The organism is Hydrophilobacter chitinilyticus, assembly GCF_049860745.1.
Lineage (GTDB): Bacteria > Pseudomonadota > Gammaproteobacteria > Burkholderiales > Burkholderiaceae_C > Rhodoferax_B.
Genome location: NZ_CP187561.1, coordinates 3,219,765 through 3,243,816, shown reverse-complemented (window position 1 = coordinate 3,243,816; position 24,052 = coordinate 3,219,765). Strand labels below are relative to the sequence as shown.

The window sequence follows — 24,052 nt, the reverse complement described above, 5'->3', positions numbered from 1 at the left end:
ATCAACCTGAAATCAAACTGTTCATCAACTAACCAGAGAAAGGTCATCATGGCTACCTCCAAGAAGAAATCTATCGCGGCATCGGCCAAAAGCGCGCAGCAGCAGGCCACCGAACCCAGTCTGCACCAGCAAGCGGGCAGGGCATCGCATGAAACCCAAAGGTTTGGCGAACTGGTCAGCCGCCCCCACGGTTTGGAGTCCAAGGTGGCCAAGGCCAGCGTCACCGCGCTGAACCAGGTGCTGGCTGACACCATCACCTTGCGCGACATGTACAAAAAACACCACTGGCAAGTGGTTGGCCCCACGTTCAATCAACTGCACCTGATGTATGACACTCACTTCGAGGCGCAGGCGGCGGTGGTGGATGTGATTGCCGAACGCATCCAGGTGCTGGGCGGCATCTCGCTGGCCATGGCGGCCGACATTGCAGAAGAGACCAAGATTCCCCGCCCACCACGCGGCCGCGAGCCCGCCGCCGTACAGCTGTCTCGGCTGATCGATGCACACACGCTGATCATCAAGGAAGCGCGCGAGCTGGCAGAGAAAGCCAGCGATGCAGGCGACTCGGGTACCGACGATTTGTTGGTCAGCGACGTGTTGCGTCTGAATGAGTTGCAGGTGTGGTTCCTGTCCGAGCACCTGGTTGCGGCTTCTCCGGTGTGATCTCCAGCGTGCGTGATAGAGCGCGAGGCCATGGATGACCGCAAGCGTTAGCGCCCCCCCGGCGGCGCAGCTCGCCGTGCGGCAGATTGCCGGAGGCGGCACGCCCGAACAGGATTGGCAGGCATGGGCTGCCCTGGCATCGGTGCCGCGCCTGTCGCTTGACGCCTGCGTGCATCGGCGCCAACGTTTGGTGGTGATTGCGCCGCACCCGGACGATGAAGTCCTGGCGTGCGGCGGCCTGCTCGCCAGCCATACCGCTCGCGGTGGTGATTGTGCGGTGGTCGCGGTCACAGATGGTGAAGCCAGTCATACTGGTTCACCATCCGTGTCTGCGCGTGAATTGGCCCACACGCGACGTGCCGAGAGCATTCAAGGCCTGCAGGCGTTGGGTGTGCCAAGAGCCAGCATCGTGCGCCTGGGCTTGCCGGACGGCCAGGTGCGCGACTACGCGGCACAAATCTCCAGCGCCTTGCAGTTGATTTTGCAGCGTGACGATGTTGTGGTCAGCACCTGGAGACTTGACGGCCACCCAGACCATGAAGCCACCGCTGAAACGGTGGCGGTGGTGTGTGCACGCCTGGGGTGCCGCTTCATGGAGGCGCCCGTGTGGATGTGGCACTGGGCCGCACCGGGCAGCACACAAGTGCCTTGGCGTGAATTGAAGGGTTTCGACCTGGGCGAAGACGCCTGGGCATTGAAGCAGCAGGCGTTGATGGCCCACGCCACCCAGCTCACCCCGCGTGATGGCCCGGACCCTGAGCCGGTGTTGGGTCTCGCCATTCAAGAGCGGGCCCTGCGCCGCACAGAGTTCTTTTGGGTGGGTGATTGAAGCGCTGGTAGTAGAGGGGGAAAGCGGGAAAAAGCGGAAAGCAAGGAAGTGAGGTCAACGTTGAGCACGCGCCGTCGCGGCTACCGCGTTGGTGCCGGCATCTTGTGCAAACCGCAGCATCTCCGTCTGCCCACGCACCAGGGCCGCCATGCTGGTTTGGCTGACCTCCGTGGCGAACTCGATGTAGTTGCGCATGAAGCCCTGCGTCAAATGGGCAAACGCGCCAGATTGCGCCAGGTTGGCGGCCGACTTTTGCCCTTGCTCCAGCATGCTTTGTGCATTGGCCATCGTTTCGCGCACCATCTCTGGCGAAACGGCAAATCTCGCCAGCAGCTCCATGTTGGATTGGGTGAGTTTGACCCATGGCTGCACAACCGCAGCCTGCAGGGTTTGAAGATTGTCTTGCATGGGATTCCTTCTATTGGCGGAGGGGAGTAGGGGCCATAACGGCGCTCCCCGGAGCATGGGGGCAACGCAAATTTTTCGATGTGAGACACCCAGCGCATCGCGTGTAAGAGAAGCCCTACGCAGGACCGGCATCTCGGCCTGTAGTGGGCCTGCGGCTGGCAGACAAATATTCGTTGAAGAACGGCTGCAAGCCCTTCTGCTTACCTTGAACCTACTTCACCTGGAGACCTGACATGCCAACATCCCCAACCCTCAGCAGAAACTCCGCCAGCCAAAAACTCATCGCTTTGGAGACGGCGTTCTGGCAATCGATGGTGGACCACAACACCGACGCGGCCATCGACATGCTCGGCGACACCGCCTTGATGGTGAGTTCGCACGGCGCCATGAAGTTTGACCACGCGGGCTATCGCAAGATGGCGGAAGAGGGCAGCATGGTGGTCACGTCTTTTAAATTGAAAGACTTGCAGGTGATGTTTCCGAACGACGCCACTGCCATCCTGACCTACCGCGTGAAGCAGGGCGTGGCACCACGCGATGACGTGGGGCACGCGGGTCAGGCAGCCACTGTCTTCCAGGAAATGAACGACTCCTCGACTTGGGTCATGACCGGCGGTGAATGGAAGTGCGTGATGCACACTGAAACGCCGATGGCCGACCTGACTGTGAAGCACTGAACGCAGTGCGTTTGGGCTTCTGCATGGGGAACACAACATGACCGAGCAACAGACTCCGGCAGATAGTTTGGCCAAACTGGCCAAGACGCCTTTTCCAGGGGCGAGCGCGGCCTATGAAGCGGCTCGCCAAGCCTTGCTGGCCGAAGAAATCCGGTTTCGGCGCCACATGACGCGGCTGGTGGCCCAGCGCCAGGCGTTGCCACCCGGCCCCGTCATTCAAAAGAACTACCGCTTCATGACCGCGCAGGGCGCCGAAGTGAGCCTGCTGGATCTGTTTGAAGACAAGAGCACACTCGTCACCTACTTCTGGATGTATGGCCCACAGCGAAAACGTCCGTGCCCGATGTGTACCAATTGGCTGGGCGCGGTGAATGGCAACGCGGCCGACATCCAGCAACGCGTGGCGCTCAAAATCCTCGGGCGCTCTACGGTCGAACGCCAAACTGCATTTGCCCAGGAGCGTGGCTGGCGCGACCTGCAGTTTGCGCAGACCGTGGGCGATGACTACGCGAACGACCTTGGGCTTTTGGCACCCAATGGCGACGAGTCGCCAGCGCTCACGGTGTTCCAACGCGAGGGCGACGACGTGCGGCTGTTCTGGGCCAGCGAGATGACGCAGGACATGGCCGACCCAGGTCAAGACCCGCGCGACGCACCAGACATTGCATCGCTGTGGTCTGTACTCGACCTGACGCCGGAAGGCCGCGGCACAGACTGGTACCCCAAGCTCAGCTACGTTTAGATTTTTTCGATTGAACGAATCAACTTTTTATTGGTTGGTTCCGCCAGGCCTGTTCCTTAGAGTGGCTGTTTCTGGTTCTTTGACCAGCACCAACAACTTGCCTAAGGAGCGGCCCCATGTCAGACAAATGGAAGTTTGAAACCCAATCGGTACACGCGGGCTACAGCCCCGATCCCACCACCAAGGCGGTGGCCGTGCCGATCTATCAAACCGTGGCCTATGCCTTCGACAGCGCGCAACATGGGGCCGATTTGTTTGACCTGAAGGTGCCGGGAAACATTTACACCCGTATCATGAACCCCACGCAAGACGTGCTGGAAAAGCGCGTGGCGGCACTGGAGGGCGGTATCGCAGCGCTGGTAGTGGCCTCGGGCCAGACGGCGGTGACCTACGCCATCCAGACCATTACCGAGGCGGGTGACAACATCATCTCCAGCACGGCGCTCTACGGCGGCACCTACAACCTGTTGGCCCACACGCTGCCGCAGTTTGGCATCACCACGCGTTTTGCGGACCACCGCCACCCCGACAGTTTTGCGCCGCTGATCGACAGCAAGACCAAGGCGATTTTTGTCGAGTCGCTGGGCAACCCGCAGGGCAACGTGACCGACATCCGGCGCATAGCCGACATCGCGCACGCCCACGGCATTCCGCTCATCGTGGACAACACCGTGGCGTCGCCATACCTGCTGCGCCCCATCGAGCATGGGGCAGACATCGTGGTGCACTCGCTCACCAAATACCTGGGCGGCCATGGCACGTCGATTGGCGGGGCCATTGTGGACAGCGGCAAGTTCCCCTGGGCTGAACATAAAGAACGCTTCAAGCGCCTGAACGAACCCGACCCAAGCTACCACGGCGTCATCTATACCGAAGCCCTTGGCCCGGCGGCCTACATTGGCCGCGCACGCGTGGTGCCGCTGCGCAACACGGGTGGGGCGATTTCGCCGTTCAATGCGTTCCTGATATTGCAAGGTATTGAAACCCTGGCGCTGCGCCTGGAGCGCATCACCGACAACGCCCTCAAAGTGGCGCAACACCTGCAAAAACACGCCAAGGTTTCATGGGTCAACTACGCCGCGTTGCCGGAACATCCTGACCACGCGCTGGCGAAGAAGTATCTGGGCGGCAAGGCCTCGGGCCTGCTGACGTTCGGCGTGAAGTCGGCCGACGGGCAAGGCCGTGAAGCCGGTGCACGTTTTCTGGATGCGCTGCAGTTGTTTACCCGCCTGGTGAACATCGGCGACGCCAAGTCGCTGGCCACCCACCCGGCATCGACCACGCACCGCCAGCTTTCGCCTGAAGAGTTGGCCAAGGCTGGCGTACCGGTGGATGCGGTGCGGCTGTCGGTAGGCATTGAGCACATCGACGACTTGCTGGCCGACCTGGACCAGGCCTTGTCTGCGGTGTAAACCATGCGCCGCGCGTGGGTGAATGTCTTGCGGTTGACGCGCAGAGCGCGCAAACTATCTGCATGGAACCATTTGACTCAGACGACGATTTAAGCGACGAACCTACCGCAGACGAGCGCAGCAACCTGGAGGGCCTGGCGCTACAGCTGGGCATCACCTACGAGGAGCTGTCTGAGCTTGAACTGGAGGTTGTAGAGGACACAGACGAAGAGGGCACCGTGATCTCATTGACGGTGTTCTTCGAAGATGGAAATCCGCCAGAGATCATGGCCAAAATCGCTGGCGTGGTGGATGGACAACTGCAGCTAGAGGGCGGCTGGTAAGTTCTGTTGCTACTCCAAATGGCGCCTCGCATGACGCTTCAACTGGCGGCGCGCACCACTTGGTTGCGGCCGCCGCGCTTGGCGACGTAGAGGGCTTCATCGGCCAGGTTGTAGGCGTCGTCAAAGCTGCCGCCACGCGGTAGCCAGCTCACACCAAAACTGGCGGTCACGCCGCTGCCATCGGGCAAGTCAAATGCATGCGCTTCAATTGTGCGGCGTACGGTTTGTGCGACCTGCTCTGACGCATCTGCGGTCTGCCCCGGCAGCAATACCGTGAACTCTTCGCCGCCCACACGGCCAATTTGCGCCGAAGACGGCGTGGCTTTCTTCAGGCAGGCCACCACCTCCAAGATCACGCGGTCTCCCACGGGATGGCCAAAGCTGTCGTTGACACGCTTGAAGTGGTCAATGTCCAACACAATCAACGCCAGATCTTCACTGGCGAAATGGCTGTTGACCTGTTCGATGATGGCCGCACGGTTGAACACGCCCGTCAACGGGTCGTGTGTGGCGCGGTGCGAAAGCTCGGAGGCCAGGTCTTGGAGACGTTGATTCAGTTGCGTCATCTCAAGCTCGGCCCGGTCGCTGCGGCGCACCAGGCGGCGTGTTTCGCGCAGCAGCCGCTCGTAGGCCACCAGCAGATCGCCCAGGGCGTGCACACACGGGTCGGTGCGCATGGGCGCGCAGATCTCAAATGCGGCGCGTGCGGTCAGCAACGCTTGGTTTTCAGCGTCGAAGAGGTCCGGAGGGGACGCTTCCGTGTCCATTCAAGCGGGCTTTACAGGGATGCTGGTGAACTCGATGGCAGGGAAGTCGTCGCTCAGCTCCTGGCCGAACTCAAGGATGGTGTCGTCCTCTTCGTCGTAGTACCAGTTGAGCGTGACGTAGTTGCCCACCTTGATGGCGTCGTTCAACGCCTGGATCACGTTGAACAACATCTTGGTGCTGGAGCTATTGAAGTAGGCCAGCGCAATGTCTACCGAAATCTGCCCCTCGCTCTGCTGCGCCAGGTATTCCTTCAGGCGCGCAATGATCGGGCCGTAGAAAGCGGCCGCGTTCTCAGGGTAAGACTCACCGCGCAGGCTCAGGGTGTGGGTGTTGAACTTGAAGTCAACTTCAGGCGAACTCGGGGTCGGGGCGATGTAGAGGTTTTCCATGCGGGATGTCAATTCGTTGCGGGGCGTGCCGGGCGTCAGTCGACGGCCTTAGATCGCTGCCTTGAGATAAAAAACGGGAGTGCCGGTGGCTTCGTTGGCAGCGTCGAAGTCAAACTCCAGGGGCTCGCGCGCATCACGCGCGACGGTGAGCAAGCCCATGCCCGCGCCTTTGCTGCCCTCGGGCGTTTCGTCACGCAGTGTTTGGCGGTAGGCCAGTTTGATTTCTTCCAAGGTCATGTTGCGCAGCTTTTCGAGCTTGACGCGCAGGTCTTCAGCGATCTTCGGCTCGACCGGGTTGGCACAGAGCAGCAGAAAGCTGCCGTCGCTCTCACGGCGGATGCACACCGAGCCGTGGCGCAGTTCGGCGTTGTCCTGGCTGGCGGGGGTGAGTGAATCGGCCGAGTAGTGGATGATGTTCTGCGCCATCTCCACAAACGAAGAAAACAACTTGCGCCGCGTCGGGCCGGCAACGCCGGATACCTCGAGCTGCAGCTTCACGGCGTCGGACATGGCGGCCACGATGTGCTGCGAGAAGTAGCCCACGTAGTAGAAGATGACCTGGTGCTGGCGGGCCAGATTGAAGAACGAGCCGTACTGCTCGACGATAGCGGGAGTGGACATGGATGGTTGCGGTCTTATGTACGGAAGCAGAAAAAGGTAACGTCGTCACGCCGGTGGTGTTCACCCTGCCACACCCTCAAGGCGTTGATGGCAAGCTGGTTGATCTCGGCAGCGGATTGCAGGCGTTGGGCCAGCAGCAGTTCCGACACGCGGCGTTTGCCAAAGGCAATGGCGCGCGGGCCGCCAACCTGGTCGATGAGCCCGTCGGTGGTCACAAACACCAAGCTGTTGGAGGGGAGCTGGAGCTCCTTGTTGCGCCAGGTGAAGTCGAAGTCGCTGTCCACGTAGCCCACGCCTTTGCGTTGACCTTCGACGATTTCGACTTCGGTGGCATCCGGGCGCAAAACAAACAACGAGAGGCGCGCACCGGCGAAAACCAGTCGGCCGCTGGCCGGCTCGAACCAGAAGCTGGCGGCGTCCATGCCGTCATCAGAGCCCGGGATCTCGTCGTTGCGTTCCACCTGTCCGAGCATCTGCTTGATGCTGCGGTTGACGCTGCCCAGCAGTCGTGCAGGATCTCGTGCACCGTGTTGTTCAATGGCCTGGTTCAGGCTGGTGGAGGCGATCAGCGTCATGAATGCACCCGGCACGCCATGGCCCGTGCAATCGGCCACGGTGGCAAACCAGCCATCGGCCTCGACGTTGAACTGGTAGAAGTCGCCGCCGACCACATCGCGCGGCTCCCACACCAGGTCGGCATCTGCGCAGGCCTGCAGCAGCGCCTCGCGCGAGCTGCGCAGGGTAGAGCGCTGGATCACGCTGGCGTACTCAATGCTGTGCATCACCTGGCGGTTGCGGCTGGCCTGGATGTCGGCCACGGCGCGCATCAGCCGCATGCCGGCGCCCACGCCCATCAGTGCGCCTTCGCGGGTAATGATGAAGCCATCCGACAAGGCCTTCTCGCCGTGTGCCACGGCTTTGAAGGTCAGGGTTTCAATGTCGGTGCTCGCATCGACAATGAGCGGCTCCTTGTCCATGAAGGCAATGCAACTCTTCCGGCCATAGACTTCCATGCGGTAGGGCTTGCTCATCTGCGACAAGAAGATGTCCCGGTTGATCAAACCGATGGGTTGCAACCCCTCGACGATGGGCAGGCTGACCAGATCGCGGTGCTGGTCGAATACCTCCATCACTTTTTCATTCGTGTCTTCAGTGGTCAGGCTGAGCACCTGAGTACATAAATCCGCAGCGCTCGGTTGACGAAAACGGGGGCGAAATTGGCTCAGGTATTCGGCGGTTTCGTGCATGAAGATGGGCGTATGGAGGCTGAGGCGTGTATCTGGATGTTATTTTGTTGACGTGTCAATTTGATGACGATCCGGTGAACGCCGATCGCTGACCGCAAGCACGCCCGCGCAGTGCATGCGACCTTGTCGCTGCATTCTTTTTGAGCGCTGAGGATCAGGCGGGCAGGGCGTCTTGAGTCTGCCGGTTCAACGCCAGGTATTCGTTGAAGGGCACGGGCTTGGAGATGCCGTAGCCCTGCACAAAGTCCACGCCGTAAGCCGCGAGCAGATTGCGCTGCGCCGGGGTTTCGACAAATTCGGCCACCGTCTTCAAGCCCATGGCGCGGGCTACATCGCAAGTCGACATGACGATGCGCTGATCCACCCGGTTGGTCAGAATGTCGCGGATGAAGCTGCCGTCGATCTTGACAAAGTCGAGCGGCAAGGATTTCAGGTGGTCGAAGGTGGCCAAGCCGGTGCCAAAATCGTCCAGCGAGGTCTGCGCGCCGAGTTTGCGCAACGCGCCGAGTAGGCTGACCGCCTGGCTGCGCTCTGAGATGTTGGCCGACTCGGTGATCTCAAAGCAGAACCGGTTGGCCGGGATGCCGCTGGTTTGAATGGCTTGTGCAATGAAATCGGGCAACTGGGCATCGGACATCGATGCGCCCGAGAGGTTGATCGAGATTTTCTCCAGCGCCATATCGCCCAGTGTGTGTTTTGCCAAGGCATGCACCACCTGTTCGACCACCCAGCGGTCCACCAAGGGCATCAGGCCGTGCCGCTCCGCCAAGGGCAAGAACTCGGACGGTGGGATCGGCACACCGCGTTGCAGGCTCCAGCGCAACAGCACTTCCACCCCTAGGTCATGGTGGCCATCTTGTGCCGCGCGGATCGGCTGGCATGCCAGCCAAAGACCGGTACCGTCCGTGGCGTTGGTGGCCGGGTGGCGCAGCGCTTCGCGCAGGGCCTCCACACGTGACAACTGACGTTGCCGCTCGCGGATCAGAATGTCCGGGGCCTCGCTAACCGCGACCAGGCCCAATCCGTCCGAGTCGCCCGCAATGCGGCAGGCCAGGGTCAGCGCCGCCAAAATTTCTTCGCGGCGCACGGTTTCAGTCTGGGTGTCAAAAACACTCATGGCGACACGCACGCGAACGCCTTGTTCGCCCAGCATGTAGCGTCGCCCCGTGAGCACTTGGCGAAACTGATTGAGTTGGCTGCTGAAATCCGGGCCCCACAGCCGTTGCGGCAAGGAGATTACGAAGAATCCGTCGCGCACCCGGGCGAGTACCGGTGCATCCGGCACCTGGGCGCGCAACAGGTGGGCAATGTCCTCTTCAATTTGCCGCGCGCGCGGCATGCCGATCAGATCTTCAATCTGTTCGATGTTGCAAACATCAATGCCTATCAACAGGTGTTGTACGCCTGGCACGTCGAGGTGTGAGGTCAGGCCCCGTTCATTGAGCATGCCGGTCAGAGCGTCGATGCGCGACAACTCGCGCAAGCTGGCCTCCATGGTGCGCCGATGCTCCATGGCGGCCGATGCGAAAAAGCCAAGCCCCGCCAAACACACCACCAGCACAGCCTGGTCGAGCAGCAGCAGGGCGCGCTCGCTGTCTGTCAGTTCGGCTGGGGTCAGCCCCAGCAAGGCCAGTGCGGCGAGAGCCGTGGCGATATGCACAAATAATGGCCGTCCGGCAAAAGCCGCCCAAGCCACCAACGGGAAAACGGCATAACGCACCGACGCGCTGATGCCGCTGAACTGCGCGCGTTCACCCAGGCTGCCAAGGCTGACCAGCACGCCCAGGCTGATGAGCCACCAGAGTTGCCACCAGCCGATGTAGAGACGGGGGATCCGGTCGCGCCGGTCGATGGCCTCGACCAGCAACTTGGTCAGCCTTGAAAACAGCAGAATGCCAAACAGTTCGGAGATGCCCATGATCAGTACGATCTGAACCCAACTGCTTTTGGCGTGTGCCTCGGAAAGAAGATATTGCCAACTGCCCACCGCCACCAGAATGGCCGTGGCGGGCAGGAGGGTGACCAAGTGAAATCGGATGGACGCGGTGACGGGGTTGGCCGGCGGCGGGCCGCGCAGATCCCATTGCCGTAGTCGCCACACCACGTAGAGCGCCAGCATCAACGAGCCTGCGCCGATCAGCGATTCATCAATGGCGATGCCGCGTTGCATATGCCAGGCGACCACACCGGCACCAATGGCGGGGATCATGCCGCGACCGTATGCCAGCACCAAGCCCAGTGCGATGCCATCGGGCGGCCAAACCAAGCTCATTTCAAGACCGCCAACCGCATACTTTCGGCTCAGCTCTGCGGCAAAAATCCACGCCAACGCGCCAAGCAACGCCCGTTTCAAATCAAACGTGCTGGAGGATCTTGGCGGCAGTGGTGCCGCAAACTGCTGCGGCCGCAAAAGGTCTAGCTGAACATCGGACATCTGGTGTGCCCGTAAAGGCAGAAGAACTTGACGATGACATTTGATTGTGACAAAAAAGTTACGAGTAGGAAAAAACCCTCTGACGTCCCTTGGTTTGTTGTGTATTGGCTGCAATTCATGAAGGCTTGATGCATGGCTGCCGATCACGACCCATGAAGAGGGCAACCGTGGCAGCTCGAAGCCGTTGATGTACGGCCCTGGCCTACAGCGCGTTGCAAGAGACCACGATACGATGGGCTTGCAGGGATAAAAGATAGAGGCCGTATCCCCGTCCGTCATATGGCGTGAAGCGCCGTGACCCGCCAATTGCGCCTCTCGGTCAGTAGCTTATTCCTTCAAAGCGGATGAAAACCACACCGATCCTGACCCCCCAATCTTTGCAGGACGCCCAATATCGGCAAATGGTGAATGCGATCACCGACTACGCCATCGTGATTCTGGACCTCCACGGGCAAGTCATCAGTTGGGACGCCGGGGCGCGCCAACTGCATGGCTACGAAGCCGACGAAGCTCTCGGCCAGCGCCATGCTGCTTTCTACCCAGCAGAACTGAACGAGAAAAATGTGGCTGAGCAGCATCTGGCGCTTGCCAGAGAGAGTGGCAGGTGTGAAGACGAGGGGTGGCGCACCCGCAAGGACGGCACGCGGTTTTGGGCCAACGTCATCATGTCGTCTGTTCGCAATGATGACGGAGACATCATCGGCTTTTCCCTGATCACCCGGGACCTCAGCGAGCGCCACCGGGAGGAAGAACAACTGCGCAGCAGTGAAGAACGCTTTCGGCTGCTGGTAGAGCAGGTGCAGGATTACGCGATCTTCATGATCGACCCCAGTGGTTATGTCGTGAGCTGGAACCTGGGCGCACAGAAAAACAAAGGTTACGCGGCCAGCGAGATCATAGGCAAGCACTTCTCGGTGTTTTACCCATTGGACGTGCAGGCCAGCGGTTGGCCCGACGAGGAGCTTCGACTGGCGCGCCGGGACGGCCGCTTCGAAGACGAAGGCTGGCGGGTTCGCAAAGACGGGACGCGCTTCTGGGCCAGCGTGGTCATCACCGCGTTGAACGATGCCACCGGCATGCACCGTGGTTTCGCAAAGGTCACCCGCGACTTGACGCAGCGGCGCCGAGTGCATGCCTTGGAAGACGAGGGCCGCCGCATCACCACCTTCTTGGCGATGCTGGGGCATGAACTGCGCAACCCTTTGGCGCCGATTTCCAACGCCGTGGCATTGCTGGAGCGAGAGTCCGAGCCCACGCAAATCATGCGCTCGACGCGAGAGATCATCGGCCGCCAACTGAAGCAGTTGACGCGCCTGGTAGATGACTTGCTGGACGTTGGGCGCATCACCAGTGGCCGCATCCATTTGGAGTCACAAGCCGTTCGTTTGCGGGACGTGGTACGGGATGCCGCCGAGGTGGTGCGCCCGCTGGCAGAACAACTGGGTCATCGGCTGGACGTGCACCATGACGACGTGGACCCCTGGGTGCACGGTGACAGTGCGCGCCTGATACAGGTGGTGTCCAACCTATTGCATAACGCGGCCAAGTTCACACCGAGGAGCGGCAACATTCTCGTCAAGATTTCGGTCACCGGATCGAACGCAGAGATCCTGGTGAAAGACAATGGCAGGGGCGTGCCGCCGCGCGATCTGCAGCATATTTTTGATCTGTTTGTGCAAGGCCAACAAGACAGTGCTCGCAGCTTTGGTGGGCTTGGTCTCGGTCTGAGTCTGGTGCAGCAGTTGGTCACCCTGCATGGCGGTAACGTCAGTGCGTTCAGCACAGGGCGGGAGGGTGACGGCGCCGAATTTTTGGTCCAGCTCCCTACCGTGGCGGCGCCACCATTGGTGGCAGAGCACCAAGCCGCTAGCGACGGTGGCCATGCGGCGATTTTGGTGGCTGACGACAATCAGGACTCGGCCAACACCCTGGCGTTGCTTCTGGACAGCCTGGGCTACCAAACCCTGGTGGTGTATAGCGGGTGCGACGCCATAGAGGCGATCAAGGCGCAGAGCTTTGCCGCGGTGCTGCTCGACCTGGGAATGCCTGATGTGGACGGCATGCAGGTCGCCAAAGAAATCAGAAGGCTACTCAACCATCCGCCGCCACTGATTGCCGTAACCGGCTACGGACAAGAGAGCGACCGCTCTGCCTCTAAAGCGGTGGGGTTTATGGACCACCTCACAAAGCCGGTGGAGGTCGAGCATCTGCGCCTTTTGCTGGAAGGGCTGCTGCTCAATCAGCACAAGAGAGCCTTGTCACGGCGAGGTGGCCAGCTTTAGGCTTGCATCGCCGCTTTGGGCGGGAAAATCTTGGCGAGTTCGCCCATCGGTACGGGCTTGGTGAAATAGTGGTCCACCAAGTCAAAGGTTTCGGCCACCGACGGGCCGCGCGTGTCCATGCCCGTGACGGCAATCAAAACCACGTCATCCTGAAATTTGGCGCGGATGCATTTCGCCAGCTCTAACCCATCCATTCCAGGCATGTAAACGTCGAGCATCACGCAAAAAGGCTTGTAGCTTTCCATCGTAGCCAGGGCTTCTTCGCTGCTGAGTGCGAAGCGCGTGACATACCCATCCTGCTCAAGCAGCAAGGCCAACGAGTGCGCCGCGTCTGGCGCGTCATCGACCACTAAAACATCAATTGCATTCATATCTTCTCCCCCCTGGGGTTCACTACTGTCCTGAGAAAGCTAAGGCAAGGGGGCAGGCGTCATTGGCTCACCATCGGCAATGACTTCCCGGGCGTTGCTGGCGTTTGCGATGGTAGTCAAGATGCACCCTGGCGGCAATGGGCTCGTCGATGTGACTGTGGGAAGGCATGTTCAGGTGGGCGTTGTTTTTCAATGAGGGACACCGTGTAAACCGTTGATCTCATTCGTCTTTATCTGAATTTTGAAGTGCCTTTGCTTATGTAAATGCAAAGGGCGAGCCAACTTCAAAAATAATGTGTGAGCGATTGATATTGCAATGCAGTTGCGCTGCCGTCCAATGCGATGTTCTCGGTTGTGTTGAGCCTCATGGCAGAGGAGCTGCGCGTTGCCCACTGCCAAGCTCACCATCTATCGGCCGGACTTTTTTCTTTTCTCGTCGGCCTGAGCCTCTTTGGCCAGATGGCTGTAATGCTTTTGCGTGGCCGGGCTGCGCACCCGGTCCACCGCGCCTTTGTCCATGTCGTCAGCCGCTTTTTTCATGATGTCATCGGGTTCACGGGTACCACTGTCAGCGGACTCGTCACGTTCATGGGGCAATCGCGGTGTTGGCTTACCGTGCACCGCCGCGTGGGTGCTGCCGGGGGCATGAGCACCTGCGTCAACAGCCGGTTGAGCGGCAGATTCAGCTGCGTGATCGACAACTTTGGTATTTTTGGGTTTAGGTGTGGACATGGGACGTTCCTCCTGTTTTTCGGACACCTGAATTTGTCGCTGTAAGTTCAGAACCTATGCACCGTTAAACCCGGCGTCCGGATCAAGTTGCGCCATAACCAAAGGTGAAAAATCTGGCTTTTCTTGAGCCGGGTCGATCTGAAGCGGGGTGTCCTGGGGCGTCTTCTCCTTTGGCTTGTCGCTCGGCTTGGAACTGCCTGGTATAGGCCCGTTGGGATCAGTGGAAGGTTTGGTTTGACCTTGCGGATCTGAAGTGGGATTTTGAGTTGCGTTTTGCATGGATTTCCTTGAATGAGATGCGTGCCATGACCCGGATGATTCATTCTTGGAGATCCTGATCTTTGGCGATGTAAGCCGCGTCCGATTCCACGGTCGGCCAAGAGGCAGCCTTGCGGAGACGCCGCCGCACTCAACGCTGACGGCGTAAGGCTGAGAACCTCCCGGCAGATGATTTCCCCGTTCCTCATGTGAGGCCCAACAGCAAAGCGATGTAGGCGGTTGCGCCAACACGTCGAGACTGCCGGAATCAGTGCCCTGAAAAGCTTGCGGACGATGTAGGCTCTCGGGCGTCAACCGGAGAAGCCCATGCAAAGTGCGCAGACCATTCCCGCCACGGGCCAAAGCGACCATCCTCTCAGTGGCAAGGTCAACAAGGTCATCAGCGAATTCACCGAGCGGAACATCGAGGCGATTCTGTGCCACGAGGACGAACGGCGCAAACGCAAGTCGGCGTTCTATCACGTCGTGCAAAAAATCGCGGGATTCTGCGGCAGCCTGACGTTCCTCTGGCTGCATGTGCTGTGGTTCGCCGTTTGGATCGGTGACAACGTGGCATTCAAAAGCTTCGATCCCTATCCCTTCCAGTTTCTGATGCTGGTGGTGTCGCTGGAGGCCATCTTTCTTTCCGTGCTGATTCTCATCAGCCAAAATTTTTCAGCGGTCGAGAGCGAACGGCGGCACCATCTGGACTTGCAGATGAACCTGCTCACGGAGCGTGAAACCACCGCCATCTTGCGATTGCTTTCTCAAATGGCGCACAAGATGGAAATACCGGAAGAGGACAGGGCGGAGGTGCTTGGCTTCTCTACCAATACCGATCCGTCGGCCGTATTGCAGCAAATCATTCGAGCGGAACACCAGCACAAGGCATCCCCTTAAGGGCCCAGTTTGGGTTCTGTCAAACCGTTTGCGGGTGCGCGTCAAAGCAAGGCACCGACCACCGAATCGGAAGCAGCCTACATCATGTTGTGCAACGCCATCGAACAATGGCGGTTCGTTCTTCGCAGCAGTCCTTAGGTTTGAGGTATCCACCATGTCCAGCACAGTCCCGAAAACGCCGAATCCCCCCAATCGACAACCGAGTGGGCCAGGCCCACAGAAGGCACCGTCTCCCCGCAATGGAACCGGGCGGAACGACGGTTGAGTGGCGCTGTTACCAGCTCAGCGTGACTTGCAGGGTGTCCACGTAGGTGCCAGAAGCCATACCGTTGGTGCTGGTCTTGTTGATGCGGCCGTATACGGGCAGGTTCAGCGGAGCGCCAGTGCCCGGCAGTGTCACGCCCAGTGCGGTGGCATTGGAGGGGTAGGCGGTGGTCATCGCCGCATCGCGGTACACCTCGTAGGGCAGGTAGCTGGTGCCGAACTTCATGGCGCGGGAGCCGGTGCCGATGCTGCCGCCTTGGCCCGCGTTGTTGCCACCGCTGACCGAAACGGTCAAGGCCGTGACATCGGGAGAGCACACAATTTGCGTGGCGCCTGCACCGCCCACACCACCGGTGGCGTTGGCCGTCAACACGCCGGTGAAGGTGCTGGGTTGTGAGCCGAAGTCCAACGTACCGAAATTCACACCACTGCTGCCGGCGCCAGATGCACCGCTGATGTAGCAACCGGCTTGCAACACCATCTGGGCATTCAATTGACCGGAGATGCTGCCTGCTGCTTGGGCGCCGAAAGAAGTCAGACCAAGGCCGAGCGCAAGAGCCATCGCTGCTGTGGAAGCGGCGGTAGAAATCTTGGTGGTCTTCATGGTCATCTCCAGGTGTGTTGCGATGGAGTGAATTGTGATTTCCGAGCCTGGAAAGATCGTGGCGCAAACGTGAACTCGGTTTGACCTCCGGACATGCCGCCACAGCCTCGTTGGAGGCCAAGGGCAACAGATCAAGATTGACAGTTGCGTCACATTTCACGCGCGGCTTGGCGGGAACATAAAAGCCCATGTCAGCTATTTCAAAGGCTTTGTTCCAAGCGGCATGCCGACCCACTCGCTGGGGGCATGTGTATCCGGTCATGCGCATGAGCCGCTCGACCAGAGATGGCGGGGCAGCGTTCTTTGGCCTCCTCGCCGTGTGTGGCGCTCGGATGACACCAACTGCTTCCTCACCCCACAAGCGAACGCTGACATGCCTTGCCTCAAAACTTCCGGAAAACAAAAATGCGTTTCAATGACTTAAAAATCGGCCCCCGCCTTTTCATGGGCATCGCGCTCTCTGCGGTTTTGCTCACCACCATGGTCGCGGTGGGGGTAGGTCAGATGCACAAGATCGAGTCTGAACTGGACATAGCAACGAACGACCGGTTGCCCAAGATACTGGCCGCCAAAGACATCAAAGACAACATGCGCGCCAGTGCGATCGGTTCGCGCAACGTGGTGCTTGAAGAGCAGCCCGACGCGATTGCGAGTGCGGTCCAGAATCTGGCCATGGTTCGGAGCACTTACCTCAAACTGGACAAACAACTGCAAGACACCGTGGTCACGCCAGAAGGAAAGGCCGCGTTGTCCAAACTTGAGAAAGCCGTAGACGCGCTGCAAGCGCCAACGGCCGAAGTCGTGCGTCTGGGATCGGCCAACCAGAACGCAGAAGCACTGATGGTGCTGAACAGGTCGGTAGCGCCACTGCAAGCCGCTGCCACAGCGGCGGCCGAAGAGTTCGTGTCCGTACAAGTCAAGCAAGGGGCTGATGCATCGGTCGCGGCAGAGGCGGCGTACCGCACCGGCGTCGCAACGCTGGTCTTTTTGGGGGTAGCGGCCGTGCTTTTGCTGGCTGTTCTGGGCTGGCTGTTGGTGCGTTCGATCACCGGGCCCTTGAACAAGGCGGTTGAAGTTTCACGTGCGGTGGCCGATGGCGACCTGAGCCTGCAGTTTGAAGCCACAGGTCAAAATGAGACCTCGCTTTTACTGTTGGCCCTCAAGGCCATGCAGTCGAGCCTGGTCCAGGTGGTTGGCAACGTGCGGCAAAACGCGGAAGGCGTCGCAACCGCCAGCGCCGAAATCTCCCAGGGCAACCACGACTTGTCCGCACGCACCGAGCAGCAAGCCAGTGCGCTGGAGCAGACTGCCGCCTCAATGGAGCAACTCAGTTCCACCGTCAAACAAAACGCAGACAACGCGCGCCAAGCCAATCAGCTCGCGCAGAGTGCCTCAACCGTGGCCGAACGTGGTGGTGAAGTGGTTGCCCAGGTGGTGGAGACCATGAAAGACATCAACGACAGTTCGAAGAAGATTGCCGACATCATCAGCGTGATCGACGGGATCGCGTTCCAGACCAATATTCTCGCGTTGAACGCAGCCGTGGAAGCCGCACGCGCCGGCGAACAAGGACGCGGTTTTGCGGTGGTGGCCGGTGAAGTGCGTAATCTGGCAGGTCGTTCTGCGGAAGCTGCAAAGGAAATCAAATCATTGATCTCGGCCAGTGTAGGCCGCGTCGAACATGGCACCACCCTAGTGGACCAGGCCGGTGAAACCATGCAGGACGTGGTGGCATCCATCCGTCGCGTCACTTCTATCATGGGGGAAATCAGTGCCGCCAGTGCGGAGCAGTCCATCGGCGTGAGTCAAGTAGGTGAGGCCGTGACACAGATGGATCAATCGACGCAGCAGAACGCGGCACTTGTCGAGCAAATGGCTGCCGCCGCGAGCAGCCTGAATAGCCAGGCGCAGGATCTGGTAGGGGCGGTGGCGGTCTTCAAGTTGGCGGCTGGGGCGAGTCGCCAGCGCGCTCTCCACGTGTCGAACCAAACTCCGCATGTACCGCTTGTTCCTCGCACGGCCGAGGTTGCAAACACCGGCAGTCGGGCGGTCCCATTGCCAAAGAGCGGTTTCAAGCCCCTACCCAATGCCAATCGTCCTGCACTTGTGCCCGTGAAGGCGACATCGGTGATGCCCAAACCGGCCGCAAACGTGGAAGGCTGGAGCAGCTTCTAGAGCATTGAAAGCGATGTGCACAACCGCCTTGCGAGGGGCGCGCTCGAAAAGGGCTGCTCTGCGCTGTGGCAGGCTTCCGCACCCCCTCAACGTGTCTTTCACCGCATACTTCAGCGGGGTGTGAAGACCCACATGCCAAGTCCGGTATTCGGTTTGACGGCAGTATGGTTTTTCTCTGCCGAAGCGATGCTGGTGGACGAAGTATTCTCGTCTTGGTCGTAACCCAGAATACAAAGGACAGCCAATACGGTCATCAACAGTTTTCTCTTGAACGCCATGGTCATTCCTCCAATCAAGCCGCGATTTCCGCGAGGTCGTTTTTACGACTGAGACATAAGTCACAGGTCAACGCCCGAGAGTGTGATTTGGTGGACCGCTTCAAGTGTGTCGTGATTGTGTCGTCTGAAGACTTCGCACATGTTGTGCATCCGTGCTCACCCCTCTGTCGAGTGCAGCGACCTTCGTTTTGTGATGCATGGGGCGCCTGGATCGATCCCGTCCTGCGGTAGGGCAACTCTTCGGCTTTGGGGTTTGATCCAGTCGATGGCGGCTTGATGAAGATAAAATATCAGCACATATCCAGAGTAGTCGGAGACCTACCTTGTCACGCCCCACAAAACCCCGTCCCAAATTGGTTGCGGTTGCTTCACCTAAAACCATGGCCCCTGATGCAGAGGTTGTGCGGGGCCGTAATCCGCAAAATCTGTATGAGCAGGCCCACGAGGCCATTGAAGAGCGACTGGTGACTTGCCAGTTGGCACCGGGCCGTCACCTGGCGTTGCTGGAACTGCAAGACATCGTGCAGTTGGGCCGAACACCAGTTCACCAGGCGGTGACGCGTCTTGCCGAAGACACATTGCTGCGGGTGCATGCGCGCCGGGGATTGCAGGTGGCACCGATTGATCTCGCGCGTGAACGGATGCTGCTGCGTCTGCGACGTGACCTTGAGCGGTTTGTGATCCGCCTCGCGGCCGAAAAATCAAGTTCCTCACACCGCAATCAGATGCTGCATATGAAGCGTCACTTGCGGGAGAACCTGGCAGGCATGACGATTGACGCCTTCAACGTGATCGACCGCAGACTGGATCGGCTGTTTCTCGCCGCGGCTGGCGAGCCATTCGTCGAAAAAACCCTTCGGCCGCTGCACACGGTTTTTCGACGCATTGGCTGGCTCTACCACACCAAGGTTTCGCCAGACGATGGCTTGGCCAAAACGATAGATGTTCACCTGGCTTTGCTGGACGCCGTGGCCAACTGCCACGTCGAACAGGCCATCAAAGCTTCTGACGAATTGATTGACTTTGTCGACCGCATGTTCGATGTCCTCGAGCGCGAGATTGACCCCGTGCTGCTCGACTGCAGCCTGCAAGACTTCGACAAGCTGTAGCTGCTCAGTGCGGCGGCGGGCCGTTCGATGCTCAGTGGCGCGGTTTGCTGTCCGAGCAGCCGCTTTCTTGTCGCTTTCTAGCGCTTGATATGTCAGGCTTGGTTGCGACGTTGTCTCACGTTTGCTCCGTCTGGCTAGCCAAAATTGATTTCAGTTTTCTTAGTGGGAAACCCTAGGATTTCATCTGAAATATCACCATATACTAGATTCAGCGGATGCCAATAATGTGTTGCGATGCCTGTTATGGGCGCGGCAACAAAACATAAAGCCGCACTTCATCCACAAGCTAGGAGACAACCATGCAAGCCTTCCGCCACCTGCCACGTCGTGATGTGATGACCTGGTCCCTCGCCGCTGTTGCGGCTGCGATTGGACTGGGGCATTCGATGCCAGCCCATGCGCAAACCAAAGAAGTCATCACGTTTGCCGGGGTGACCTTCAGCGAGGCCGGGCGGGGCGACCGGCTCAAGGCATGGGTGGAAAAGTTCAACAAAAGCCAGGCCGGGATTGAAGTGCAACCCATTGCCATTCCGTTCGCCAGTTTTGCCAAAACCGTGTTCACCCAGATGGGGGGTGGGGCAGGGCCAGACCTGGTGCGCATGGACTTGATCGACTACTACGCGGCAGTACAGAGCAAGCGCATCCTGCCGCTGGACGATCTGCTCAAAGGCGGCAACTACCGCTTCAGCGCACCAGACAAATATATGCAGGTGGAAGGCAAGCGCTACGGCGTGCCGTTCGAGATCAGCAACTACGTGATGCTCTACAACCCTGCCTTGCTGAAAGGCGGCAAACCACCAGCGACGTTTGATGAATTGGTCGAAGCCACCAAGGCCGCTTCAGGCAACGGCATCTACGGCTATGCCTACCGCGCCACCATGGCCGAGGGCAATGGCTTCTGGCAAGACGTGTGCAACTTCGTCTATGGCTTTGGTGGCCGTTGGAGCGACGCCAACGGCAACCTGACGCTGAACGAGCCGAAAGTGATCGACGGCATCACCGCGTACAAACGCATTTACGACGCAGGCGTCACGCCCAAAGGCGCGGATGCAGCCACTTATCGGCGCATGTTTTGGGAGCGCAAGGTGGCCATTGAGATAGACAACGGTGGTGTCGCCGGCATCTTTACCCAACAAGCGCCCGATCTGGTTTTTGCTGCGGCGCCTTCGCCGTTCCCTACCCGGGCGCAGGGCATGGTGCTGGCACCGTTGACCATCAACGCCAACACCAAACACAAGGCCGCCGCCGAGACCTTCTTCAAATGGACCTTGCAGCCCGAGAACCAGGCCGAACTGCAGGAACTGCTGGGCGCAAGCAACGTGGCCACGGTAATCGAGCGCAGCCCCGAGTTGGTGGCCAAGCGCCCATGGTTGAAGGTCTACGACGAACAAGCCGCGAACAGCGTGCCGCAACTGGTGCAGGGCTTGGAAGTGAAGACGCCTGAGATTCAGCAGATCGTGCTGGAGCAGGTGCTGAAAGTATTGCAAGGTGGCATGGAGCCGCAAAAGGCCATGGACGACGCCCAGCGTCTGGCTTCCACCCGAGTGTTGCGCAAGTAACCCAAACCTCGCTTTTCGGAGCTTCCCATGCAAGCTATCACCTCCGCGGCGCGCCCATTGGTAGCGCAGCCCAAGGTAGAGCGCGACTGGACACCTTACTGGTTTGCCGCGCCCGTTGCCATCTACCTGCTGCTGTTCCAGGGCTACCCCCTGGCGCAAGAGCTTTATCTGAGCTTCACCTCAACCTCGTTGTTGTCGCCTGGTGAGCACACCTATGTAGGCCTGCAAAACTACGTCGACCTGGTGACGCAGGATGAGTTCCGCCACGTGCTGCTGATCACCGCCGTCTACACAGTGGTGTGTGTGGTGTTGGCCATCAGCCTGGGGCTCGGTGCGGCCCTGCTGCTGGATGCGCCATTTCGTGGCCGAGGCTTGGCGCGCGCGTTGGTGACGATTCCATGGGCCGCGCCACCCGTGGCCGTGGCGTTGATCTTCATTTGGATCTACAACGGACAGTACGGCGTGTTCAACCACCTGCTGGCCGCACTGGGCTGGAGCGGTGGCATGGAAGGCTGGCTCGACAGTCCAATGCTGGCCCTGCCGGCGGTGTTGCTCACCACGATCTGGCAGATCTTTCCGTTTGCATCGGTGGTCATTCTGGCGGCGCTGCAAGGTGTCTCTTCTGAGTTGCGCGAAGCCGCTGTTATCGACGGTGCCGACCGCCTGAGCGTGTTCCGCGCCGTCGTCTGGCCCACCATTCAGCCCTCGGTTGCCTTGCTCGCGCTGTTCCTGACGATTTGGTCGTTGCGCCGTTTCGACTTGATCTGGCTGATGACCCAGGGCGGCCCCATCGGCTCGACCAACACGTTGGTGATTGAGCTTTACCGCAGGGCCTTTGTCTACCGTGACCTGGGGCAGGGCGCTGCCGTCGGCATGGTCGGTTTGTCGATCGCCTTGGTGATCACGGTCTTCTACTTCCGCTACAACCAGCGTGCCGAACGTGCCAAGGGGCAGCGATGAACCAAACCTTGTCATGGTCGCATGGGCTGCGCGTGTCATTGGTGCTTGCCCTGCTCGGACTCGCGGCCTTTCCCATCTATTGGATGTTGGTCACGTCGCTGACCTCGTCGCCAGACCTGTTTGCGGCCAAGCCGCATCTGCTGCCCGACTTTTCGCAATGGGCCGTCTATGGCCACGCGTTCAACACCACCGCCGTGGCCACCTGGCTGAAAAACAGCGCCATCGTGGCCTTCGGCACCGCTGCGCTGAGCATCGTGTTGGCGATCTTCCCTGCGTATGTGTTGTCGCGGTACCGCATTCCTGCGGTGGCGGTCTTGGGGGGGGCGTTGTTCGTCACGCAAATGTTGCCTGAAGCGATGTTGGTGGTGCCGCTGTACGCCATCTTTGGTGAGCTGGGTTTGCTCAACAGCCTGACCGGTCTGATCCTGGCCAACACGGCGTTCACCGTGCCCGTGATCACCTTGATTCTGAAGGGCGCGGTGGACGGTGTGCCCGTGGACATTGAAGAGGCGGCTTGCATCGACGGTTGCACGCGCTTGGGCATTGTGTTGACCGTGGTCTTGCCGCTGGTGGCACCCAGTTTGGCCGCTGCCGCCGTCATCGCGTTCTTCCACGGCTGGAACGAATACGTGTTTGCACAAACGCTGATCAGCGACCAAGGCCTGCAAACCGCCTCGGTGGGGTTGGCTGGTTTTGTGGGCGAACTCAGCACGCCCATGCACACCGTGATGGCGATTGGCCTCATGTACACCTTGCCCGCCGTCATCTTCTATCTTTTTGTTCAGCGCTACGTGGTGTCCGGCATGACGGCCGGCAGCGTCAAGGGCTAACCCATTCGCGAGTACTCCATCATGGCATCCATCTCTCTTCAGGGCGTGACCAAGATCTTCGGCGGCAAGAAGGCCGCCAACCAGATTTCGTTTGACGTCGCCGACCGCGAATTCCTCGTCTTGCTCGGCCCCTCGGGCTGCGGCAAGTCCACGCTGCTGCGCATGTTGGCCGGGCTGGAACAGGTCACCAGCGGCGAGATCCACGTCGGCCCGCGCCGCGTCGACAACCTGCCGCCGAGCGACCGCGACATGGCGTTTGTGTTCCAGTCGTACGCGCTGTACCCGCACATGACGGTGCGCCGCAACATCACCTTCCCGCTGATCATGCGTGAGCACCGCTGGTGGTTCCACTTGCCGCTGGTAGGCGGTTTTGCCAAGCGGCGCATCGAGCGCTCGGCGGCCGTGCGTGACCTGGTGGCGCGCACAGCCAAAACCCTGGCGTTGACCGACATGCTGGACCAATACCCGCGCACTCTTTCAGGCGGCCAACGCCAGCGTGTGGCCTTGGGCCGTGCGATGGTGCGGCAGCCCGATGTGTTCTTGATGGACGAGCCTCTGTCGAACCTCGACGCCAAGCTGCGCACCTCCATGCGCGCCGAGATCATCAAGCTGCACCGCGAGGTGGGCGGTACCTTTGTCTACGTGACCCACGACCAGGTCGAAGCCATGACCATGGGCACACGCATCGCCCTGATGCGCGATGGCGTGGTGCAGCAATTTGGCACCCCGCGCGAAATCTACGCCGACCCGGCCAACACCTTCGTCGCCCGCTTCATTGGTACACCGCCGATGAACCTGATTGAAGCGCGTATCGAACCACAGCGTGGCCTGATGGTGGGCAAGACCGCGCTGCCGCTGCCGGCGCATCTGGCGGCACTTGGACAACAGACGCACGACGTGTTGCTGGGCATCCGCCCGCACGCCATGCAACTGGGAACCAGTGGGCTCGCGGGCAAGGTGGCACTGGTGGAACACGTGGGCGCAGAGTCGATTGTCAGCGTCCAGCTCGACCAAGCCAAAACGGCCCATAACGACGAGGGCGGCAGCGGTGCCGATGTGATGGTGGTGGTGCCGGGTTACAGCGATCTGCGCATCAGCCAACCCGTGCACCTGTCGCTGGATCTTACCGAGGCGGTTTTGTTTGACCGCAGCGGCCAGCGTTTGCGCGCACCGCATCTGTCACTTGCCGCCTGAAGGCAGCCTGAACGCCGCTAGCA

Annotated in this window: 25 protein-coding genes; 14 read left to right on the top strand and 11 right to left on the bottom strand. The window is 59.9% G+C overall.

Annotated features, from left to right (window positions below):
- Positions 1-48: 48 nt before the first annotated feature.
- Together ACPWMG_RS14390 and ACPWMG_RS14385 are read left to right on the top strand one after the other, a co-directional pair.
- Positions 49-663, top strand: a complete 615-nt coding sequence (locus ACPWMG_RS14390; RefSeq protein ID WP_483300179.1) for a Dps family protein — start codon at positions 49-51, stop codon at positions 661-663.
- Positions 664-697: 34 nt separating this feature from the next.
- A complete protein-coding gene (locus tag ACPWMG_RS14385; protein WP_483300178.1) occupies positions 698-1,492 on the top strand; it encodes a PIG-L deacetylase family protein in 795 nt (264 codons plus the stop codon).
- Positions 1,493-1,546: 54 nt separating this feature from the next.
- On the opposite strand, the gene ACPWMG_RS14380 is transcribed toward ACPWMG_RS14385, so the two are convergent.
- Positions 1,547-1,900 carry a hypothetical protein gene (locus tag ACPWMG_RS14380; RefSeq protein WP_483300177.1) on the bottom strand — a complete coding sequence of 118 codons (354 nt, stop codon included), beginning with the start codon at positions 1,898-1,900 and terminating at the stop codon, positions 1,547-1,549.
- Between the two features lie 233 nt (positions 1,901-2,133).
- On the opposite strand from ACPWMG_RS14380, the gene ACPWMG_RS14375 reads away from it, so the two are divergent.
- The 4 genes from ACPWMG_RS14375 (at position 2,134) to ACPWMG_RS14360 (ending at position 5,054) form a co-directional block, all read left to right on the top strand.
- A complete protein-coding gene (locus tag ACPWMG_RS14375; RefSeq protein ID WP_483300176.1) occupies positions 2,134-2,577 on the top strand; it encodes a nuclear transport factor 2 family protein in 444 nt (147 codons plus the stop codon).
- A 37-nt stretch (positions 2,578-2,614) separates the two neighbouring features.
- The gene (locus tag ACPWMG_RS14370; RefSeq protein ID WP_483300175.1) at positions 2,615-3,319 is read left to right on the top strand and encodes a DUF899 family protein; all 705 of its coding nucleotides are present in this window, start codon (positions 2,615-2,617) and stop codon (positions 3,317-3,319) included.
- A gap of 116 nt (positions 3,320-3,435) precedes the next feature.
- A complete protein-coding gene (locus tag ACPWMG_RS14365; protein WP_483300174.1) occupies positions 3,436-4,731 on the top strand; it encodes an O-acetylhomoserine aminocarboxypropyltransferase/cysteine synthase family protein in 1,296 nt (431 codons plus the stop codon).
- Between the two features lie 62 nt (positions 4,732-4,793).
- Entirely contained in the window at positions 4,794-5,054 is a 261-nt protein-coding gene (locus ACPWMG_RS14360; RefSeq protein ID WP_483300173.1) for a hypothetical protein, read from the top strand.
- A 38-nt stretch (positions 5,055-5,092) separates the two neighbouring features.
- Here the strand turns inward: ACPWMG_RS14360 and ACPWMG_RS14355 are convergent, their stop codons facing one another.
- From ACPWMG_RS14355 to ACPWMG_RS14335, 5 genes are all read right to left on the bottom strand, one after another.
- Complete coding sequence (locus tag ACPWMG_RS14355) at positions 5,093-5,821, bottom strand: GGDEF domain-containing protein (protein ID WP_483300172.1); 729 nt, start codon at positions 5,819-5,821, stop codon at positions 5,093-5,095.
- Positions 5,822-6,211 (bottom strand): DUF1987 domain-containing protein, encoded by a 390-nt coding sequence (locus tag ACPWMG_RS14350; RefSeq protein WP_483300171.1) that lies wholly within the window; start codon positions 6,209-6,211, stop codon positions 5,822-5,824.
- A gap of 48 nt (positions 6,212-6,259) precedes the next feature.
- Positions 6,260-6,832: a SiaB family protein kinase gene (locus ACPWMG_RS14345; RefSeq protein WP_483300170.1), complete on the bottom strand. Its 573-nt coding sequence runs from the start codon at positions 6,830-6,832 to the stop codon at positions 6,260-6,262.
- Positions 6,833-6,846: 14 nt separating this feature from the next.
- Positions 6,847-8,079 (bottom strand): SpoIIE family protein phosphatase, encoded by a 1,233-nt coding sequence (locus ACPWMG_RS14340; RefSeq protein ID WP_483300169.1) that lies wholly within the window; start codon positions 8,077-8,079, stop codon positions 6,847-6,849.
- Positions 8,080-8,233: 154 nt separating this feature from the next.
- Positions 8,234-10,351, bottom strand: coding sequence for a sensor domain-containing phosphodiesterase (locus ACPWMG_RS14335; protein WP_483300168.1), 2,118 nt, complete (start codon positions 10,349-10,351; stop codon positions 8,234-8,236).
- A gap of 506 nt (positions 10,352-10,857) precedes the next feature.
- Here ACPWMG_RS14335 and ACPWMG_RS14330 point away from each other — a divergent pair.
- Entirely contained in the window at positions 10,858-12,795 is a 1,938-nt protein-coding gene (locus tag ACPWMG_RS14330; RefSeq protein ID WP_483300167.1) for a PAS domain-containing hybrid sensor histidine kinase/response regulator, read from the top strand.
- Here the strand turns inward: ACPWMG_RS14330 and ACPWMG_RS14325 are convergent.
- From ACPWMG_RS14325 to ACPWMG_RS14315, 3 genes are all read right to left on the bottom strand, one after another.
- Entirely contained in the window at positions 12,792-13,166 is a 375-nt protein-coding gene (locus ACPWMG_RS14325) for a response regulator (RefSeq protein ID WP_483300166.1), read from the bottom strand. The genes ACPWMG_RS14330 and ACPWMG_RS14325 overlap by 4 nt on opposite strands.
- 408 nt (positions 13,167-13,574) lie before the next feature.
- Positions 13,575-13,898, bottom strand: coding sequence for a hypothetical protein (locus ACPWMG_RS14320; RefSeq protein WP_483300165.1), 324 nt, complete (start codon positions 13,896-13,898; stop codon positions 13,575-13,577).
- A gap of 54 nt (positions 13,899-13,952) precedes the next feature.
- A complete protein-coding gene (locus ACPWMG_RS14315) occupies positions 13,953-14,177 on the bottom strand; it encodes a hypothetical protein (protein ID WP_483300164.1) in 225 nt (74 codons plus the stop codon).
- A gap of 306 nt (positions 14,178-14,483) precedes the next feature.
- Between ACPWMG_RS14315 and ACPWMG_RS14310 the strand changes: the two genes are divergently transcribed.
- Positions 14,484-15,056 (top strand): DUF1003 domain-containing protein, encoded by a 573-nt coding sequence (locus tag ACPWMG_RS14310; RefSeq protein WP_483300163.1) that lies wholly within the window; start codon positions 14,484-14,486, stop codon positions 15,054-15,056.
- A 274-nt stretch (positions 15,057-15,330) separates the two neighbouring features.
- Here ACPWMG_RS14310 and ACPWMG_RS14305 read toward each other — a convergent pair whose 3' ends face one another.
- Positions 15,331-15,924, bottom strand: coding sequence for a Csu type fimbrial protein (locus ACPWMG_RS14305; RefSeq protein ID WP_483300162.1), 594 nt, complete (start codon positions 15,922-15,924; stop codon positions 15,331-15,333).
- Between the two features lie 444 nt (positions 15,925-16,368).
- On the opposite strand from ACPWMG_RS14305, the gene ACPWMG_RS14300 reads away from it, so the two are divergent.
- The gene (locus tag ACPWMG_RS14300; RefSeq protein WP_483300161.1) at positions 16,369-18,099 is read left to right on the top strand and encodes a methyl-accepting chemotaxis protein; all 1,731 of its coding nucleotides are present in this window, start codon (positions 16,369-16,371) and stop codon (positions 18,097-18,099) included.
- A gap of 110 nt (positions 18,100-18,209) precedes the next feature.
- Here ACPWMG_RS14300 and ACPWMG_RS14295 read toward each other — a convergent pair whose 3' ends face one another.
- Positions 18,210-18,377 carry a hypothetical protein gene (locus ACPWMG_RS14295; RefSeq protein WP_483300160.1) on the bottom strand — a complete coding sequence of 56 codons (168 nt, stop codon included), beginning with the start codon at positions 18,375-18,377 and terminating at the stop codon, positions 18,210-18,212.
- Between the two features lie 380 nt (positions 18,378-18,757).
- Here ACPWMG_RS14295 and ACPWMG_RS14290 point away from each other — a divergent pair, with 380 nt between their 5' ends.
- The 5 genes from ACPWMG_RS14290 to ACPWMG_RS14270 all read left to right on the top strand — a co-directional run bounded on the left by ACPWMG_RS14290 (position 18,758) and on the right by ACPWMG_RS14270 (position 24,029).
- Positions 18,758-19,486 (top strand): GntR family transcriptional regulator, encoded by a 729-nt coding sequence (locus ACPWMG_RS14290; protein ID WP_483300159.1) that lies wholly within the window; start codon positions 18,758-18,760, stop codon positions 19,484-19,486.
- Positions 19,487-19,785: 299 nt separating this feature from the next.
- A complete protein-coding gene (locus tag ACPWMG_RS14285; protein ID WP_483300158.1) occupies positions 19,786-21,045 on the top strand; it encodes an ABC transporter substrate-binding protein in 1,260 nt (419 codons plus the stop codon).
- A gap of 27 nt (positions 21,046-21,072) precedes the next feature.
- On the top strand, positions 21,073-22,005 hold the full coding sequence (locus tag ACPWMG_RS14280; protein ID WP_483300157.1) for a carbohydrate ABC transporter permease: 933 nt from the start codon (positions 21,073-21,075) through the stop codon (positions 22,003-22,005).
- Complete coding sequence (locus tag ACPWMG_RS14275) at positions 22,002-22,835, top strand: carbohydrate ABC transporter permease (protein ID WP_483300156.1); 834 nt, start codon at positions 22,002-22,004, stop codon at positions 22,833-22,835. Before ACPWMG_RS14280 ends, ACPWMG_RS14275 begins: the two co-directional genes overlap by 4 nt.
- Positions 22,836-22,856: 21 nt before the next feature.
- Positions 22,857-24,029, top strand: coding sequence for an ABC transporter ATP-binding protein (locus ACPWMG_RS14270; RefSeq protein ID WP_483300155.1), 1,173 nt, complete (start codon positions 22,857-22,859; stop codon positions 24,027-24,029).
- Positions 24,030-24,052: the final 23 nt, after the last annotated feature.

Excerpts from the sequence above, each read along its gene's own strand:
- ACPWMG_RS14385 (WP_483300178.1), top strand. The coding sequence starts at position 698 with ATGACCGCAAGCGTTAGCGCCCCCCCGGCGGCGCAGCTCGCCGTGCGG.
- ACPWMG_RS14315 (WP_483300164.1), bottom strand. The coding sequence starts at position 14,177 with ATGCAAAACGCAACTCAAAATCCCACTTCAGATCCGCAAGGTCAAACC.
- ACPWMG_RS14300 (WP_483300161.1), top strand. The coding sequence starts at position 16,369 with ATGGGCATCGCGCTCTCTGCGGTTTTGCTCACCACCATGGTCGCGGTG.
- ACPWMG_RS14305 (WP_483300162.1), bottom strand. The coding sequence starts at position 15,924 with ATGAAGACCACCAAGATTTCTACCGCCGCTTCCACAGCAGCGATGGCT.
- ACPWMG_RS14320 (WP_483300165.1), bottom strand. The coding sequence starts at position 13,898 with ATGTCCACACCTAAACCCAAAAATACCAAAGTTGTCGATCACGCAGCT.
- ACPWMG_RS14290 (WP_483300159.1), top strand. The coding sequence starts at position 18,758 with ATGGCCCCTGATGCAGAGGTTGTGCGGGGCCGTAATCCGCAAAATCTG.
- ACPWMG_RS14350 (WP_483300171.1), bottom strand. The coding sequence starts at position 6,211 with ATGGAAAACCTCTACATCGCCCCGACCCCGAGTTCGCCTGAAGTTGAC.
- ACPWMG_RS14330 (WP_483300167.1), top strand. The coding sequence starts at position 10,858 with ATGAAAACCACACCGATCCTGACCCCCCAATCTTTGCAGGACGCCCAA.
- ACPWMG_RS14325 (WP_483300166.1), bottom strand. The coding sequence starts at position 13,166 with ATGAATGCAATTGATGTTTTAGTGGTCGATGACGCGCCAGACGCGGCG.
- ACPWMG_RS14340 (WP_483300169.1), bottom strand. The coding sequence starts at position 8,079 with ATGCACGAAACCGCCGAATACCTGAGCCAATTTCGCCCCCGTTTTCGT.
- ACPWMG_RS14390 (WP_483300179.1), top strand. The coding sequence starts at position 49 with ATGGCTACCTCCAAGAAGAAATCTATCGCGGCATCGGCCAAAAGCGCG.
- ACPWMG_RS14365 (WP_483300174.1), top strand. The coding sequence starts at position 3,436 with ATGTCAGACAAATGGAAGTTTGAAACCCAATCGGTACACGCGGGCTAC.
- ACPWMG_RS14345 (WP_483300170.1), bottom strand. The coding sequence starts at position 6,832 with ATGTCCACTCCCGCTATCGTCGAGCAGTACGGCTCGTTCTTCAATCTG.
- ACPWMG_RS14360 (WP_483300173.1), top strand. The coding sequence starts at position 4,794 with ATGGAACCATTTGACTCAGACGACGATTTAAGCGACGAACCTACCGCA.
- ACPWMG_RS14295 (WP_483300160.1), bottom strand. The coding sequence starts at position 18,377 with ATGGCGTTCAAGAGAAAACTGTTGATGACCGTATTGGCTGTCCTTTGT.
- ACPWMG_RS14275 (WP_483300156.1), top strand. The coding sequence starts at position 22,002 with ATGAACCAAACCTTGTCATGGTCGCATGGGCTGCGCGTGTCATTGGTG.
- ACPWMG_RS14380 (WP_483300177.1), bottom strand. The coding sequence starts at position 1,900 with ATGCAAGACAATCTTCAAACCCTGCAGGCTGCGGTTGTGCAGCCATGG.
- ACPWMG_RS14335 (WP_483300168.1), bottom strand. The coding sequence starts at position 10,351 with ATGAGCTTGGTTTGGCCGCCCGATGGCATCGCACTGGGCTTGGTGCTG.
- ACPWMG_RS14280 (WP_483300157.1), top strand. The coding sequence starts at position 21,073 with ATGCAAGCTATCACCTCCGCGGCGCGCCCATTGGTAGCGCAGCCCAAG.
- ACPWMG_RS14375 (WP_483300176.1), top strand. The coding sequence starts at position 2,134 with ATGCCAACATCCCCAACCCTCAGCAGAAACTCCGCCAGCCAAAAACTC.
- ACPWMG_RS14270 (WP_483300155.1), top strand. The coding sequence starts at position 22,857 with ATGGCATCCATCTCTCTTCAGGGCGTGACCAAGATCTTCGGCGGCAAG.
- ACPWMG_RS14355 (WP_483300172.1), bottom strand. The coding sequence starts at position 5,821 with ATGGACACGGAAGCGTCCCCTCCGGACCTCTTCGACGCTGAAAACCAA.
- ACPWMG_RS14285 (WP_483300158.1), top strand. The coding sequence starts at position 19,786 with ATGCAAGCCTTCCGCCACCTGCCACGTCGTGATGTGATGACCTGGTCC.
- ACPWMG_RS14310 (WP_483300163.1), top strand. The coding sequence starts at position 14,484 with ATGCAAAGTGCGCAGACCATTCCCGCCACGGGCCAAAGCGACCATCCT.
- ACPWMG_RS14370 (WP_483300175.1), top strand. The coding sequence starts at position 2,615 with ATGACCGAGCAACAGACTCCGGCAGATAGTTTGGCCAAACTGGCCAAG.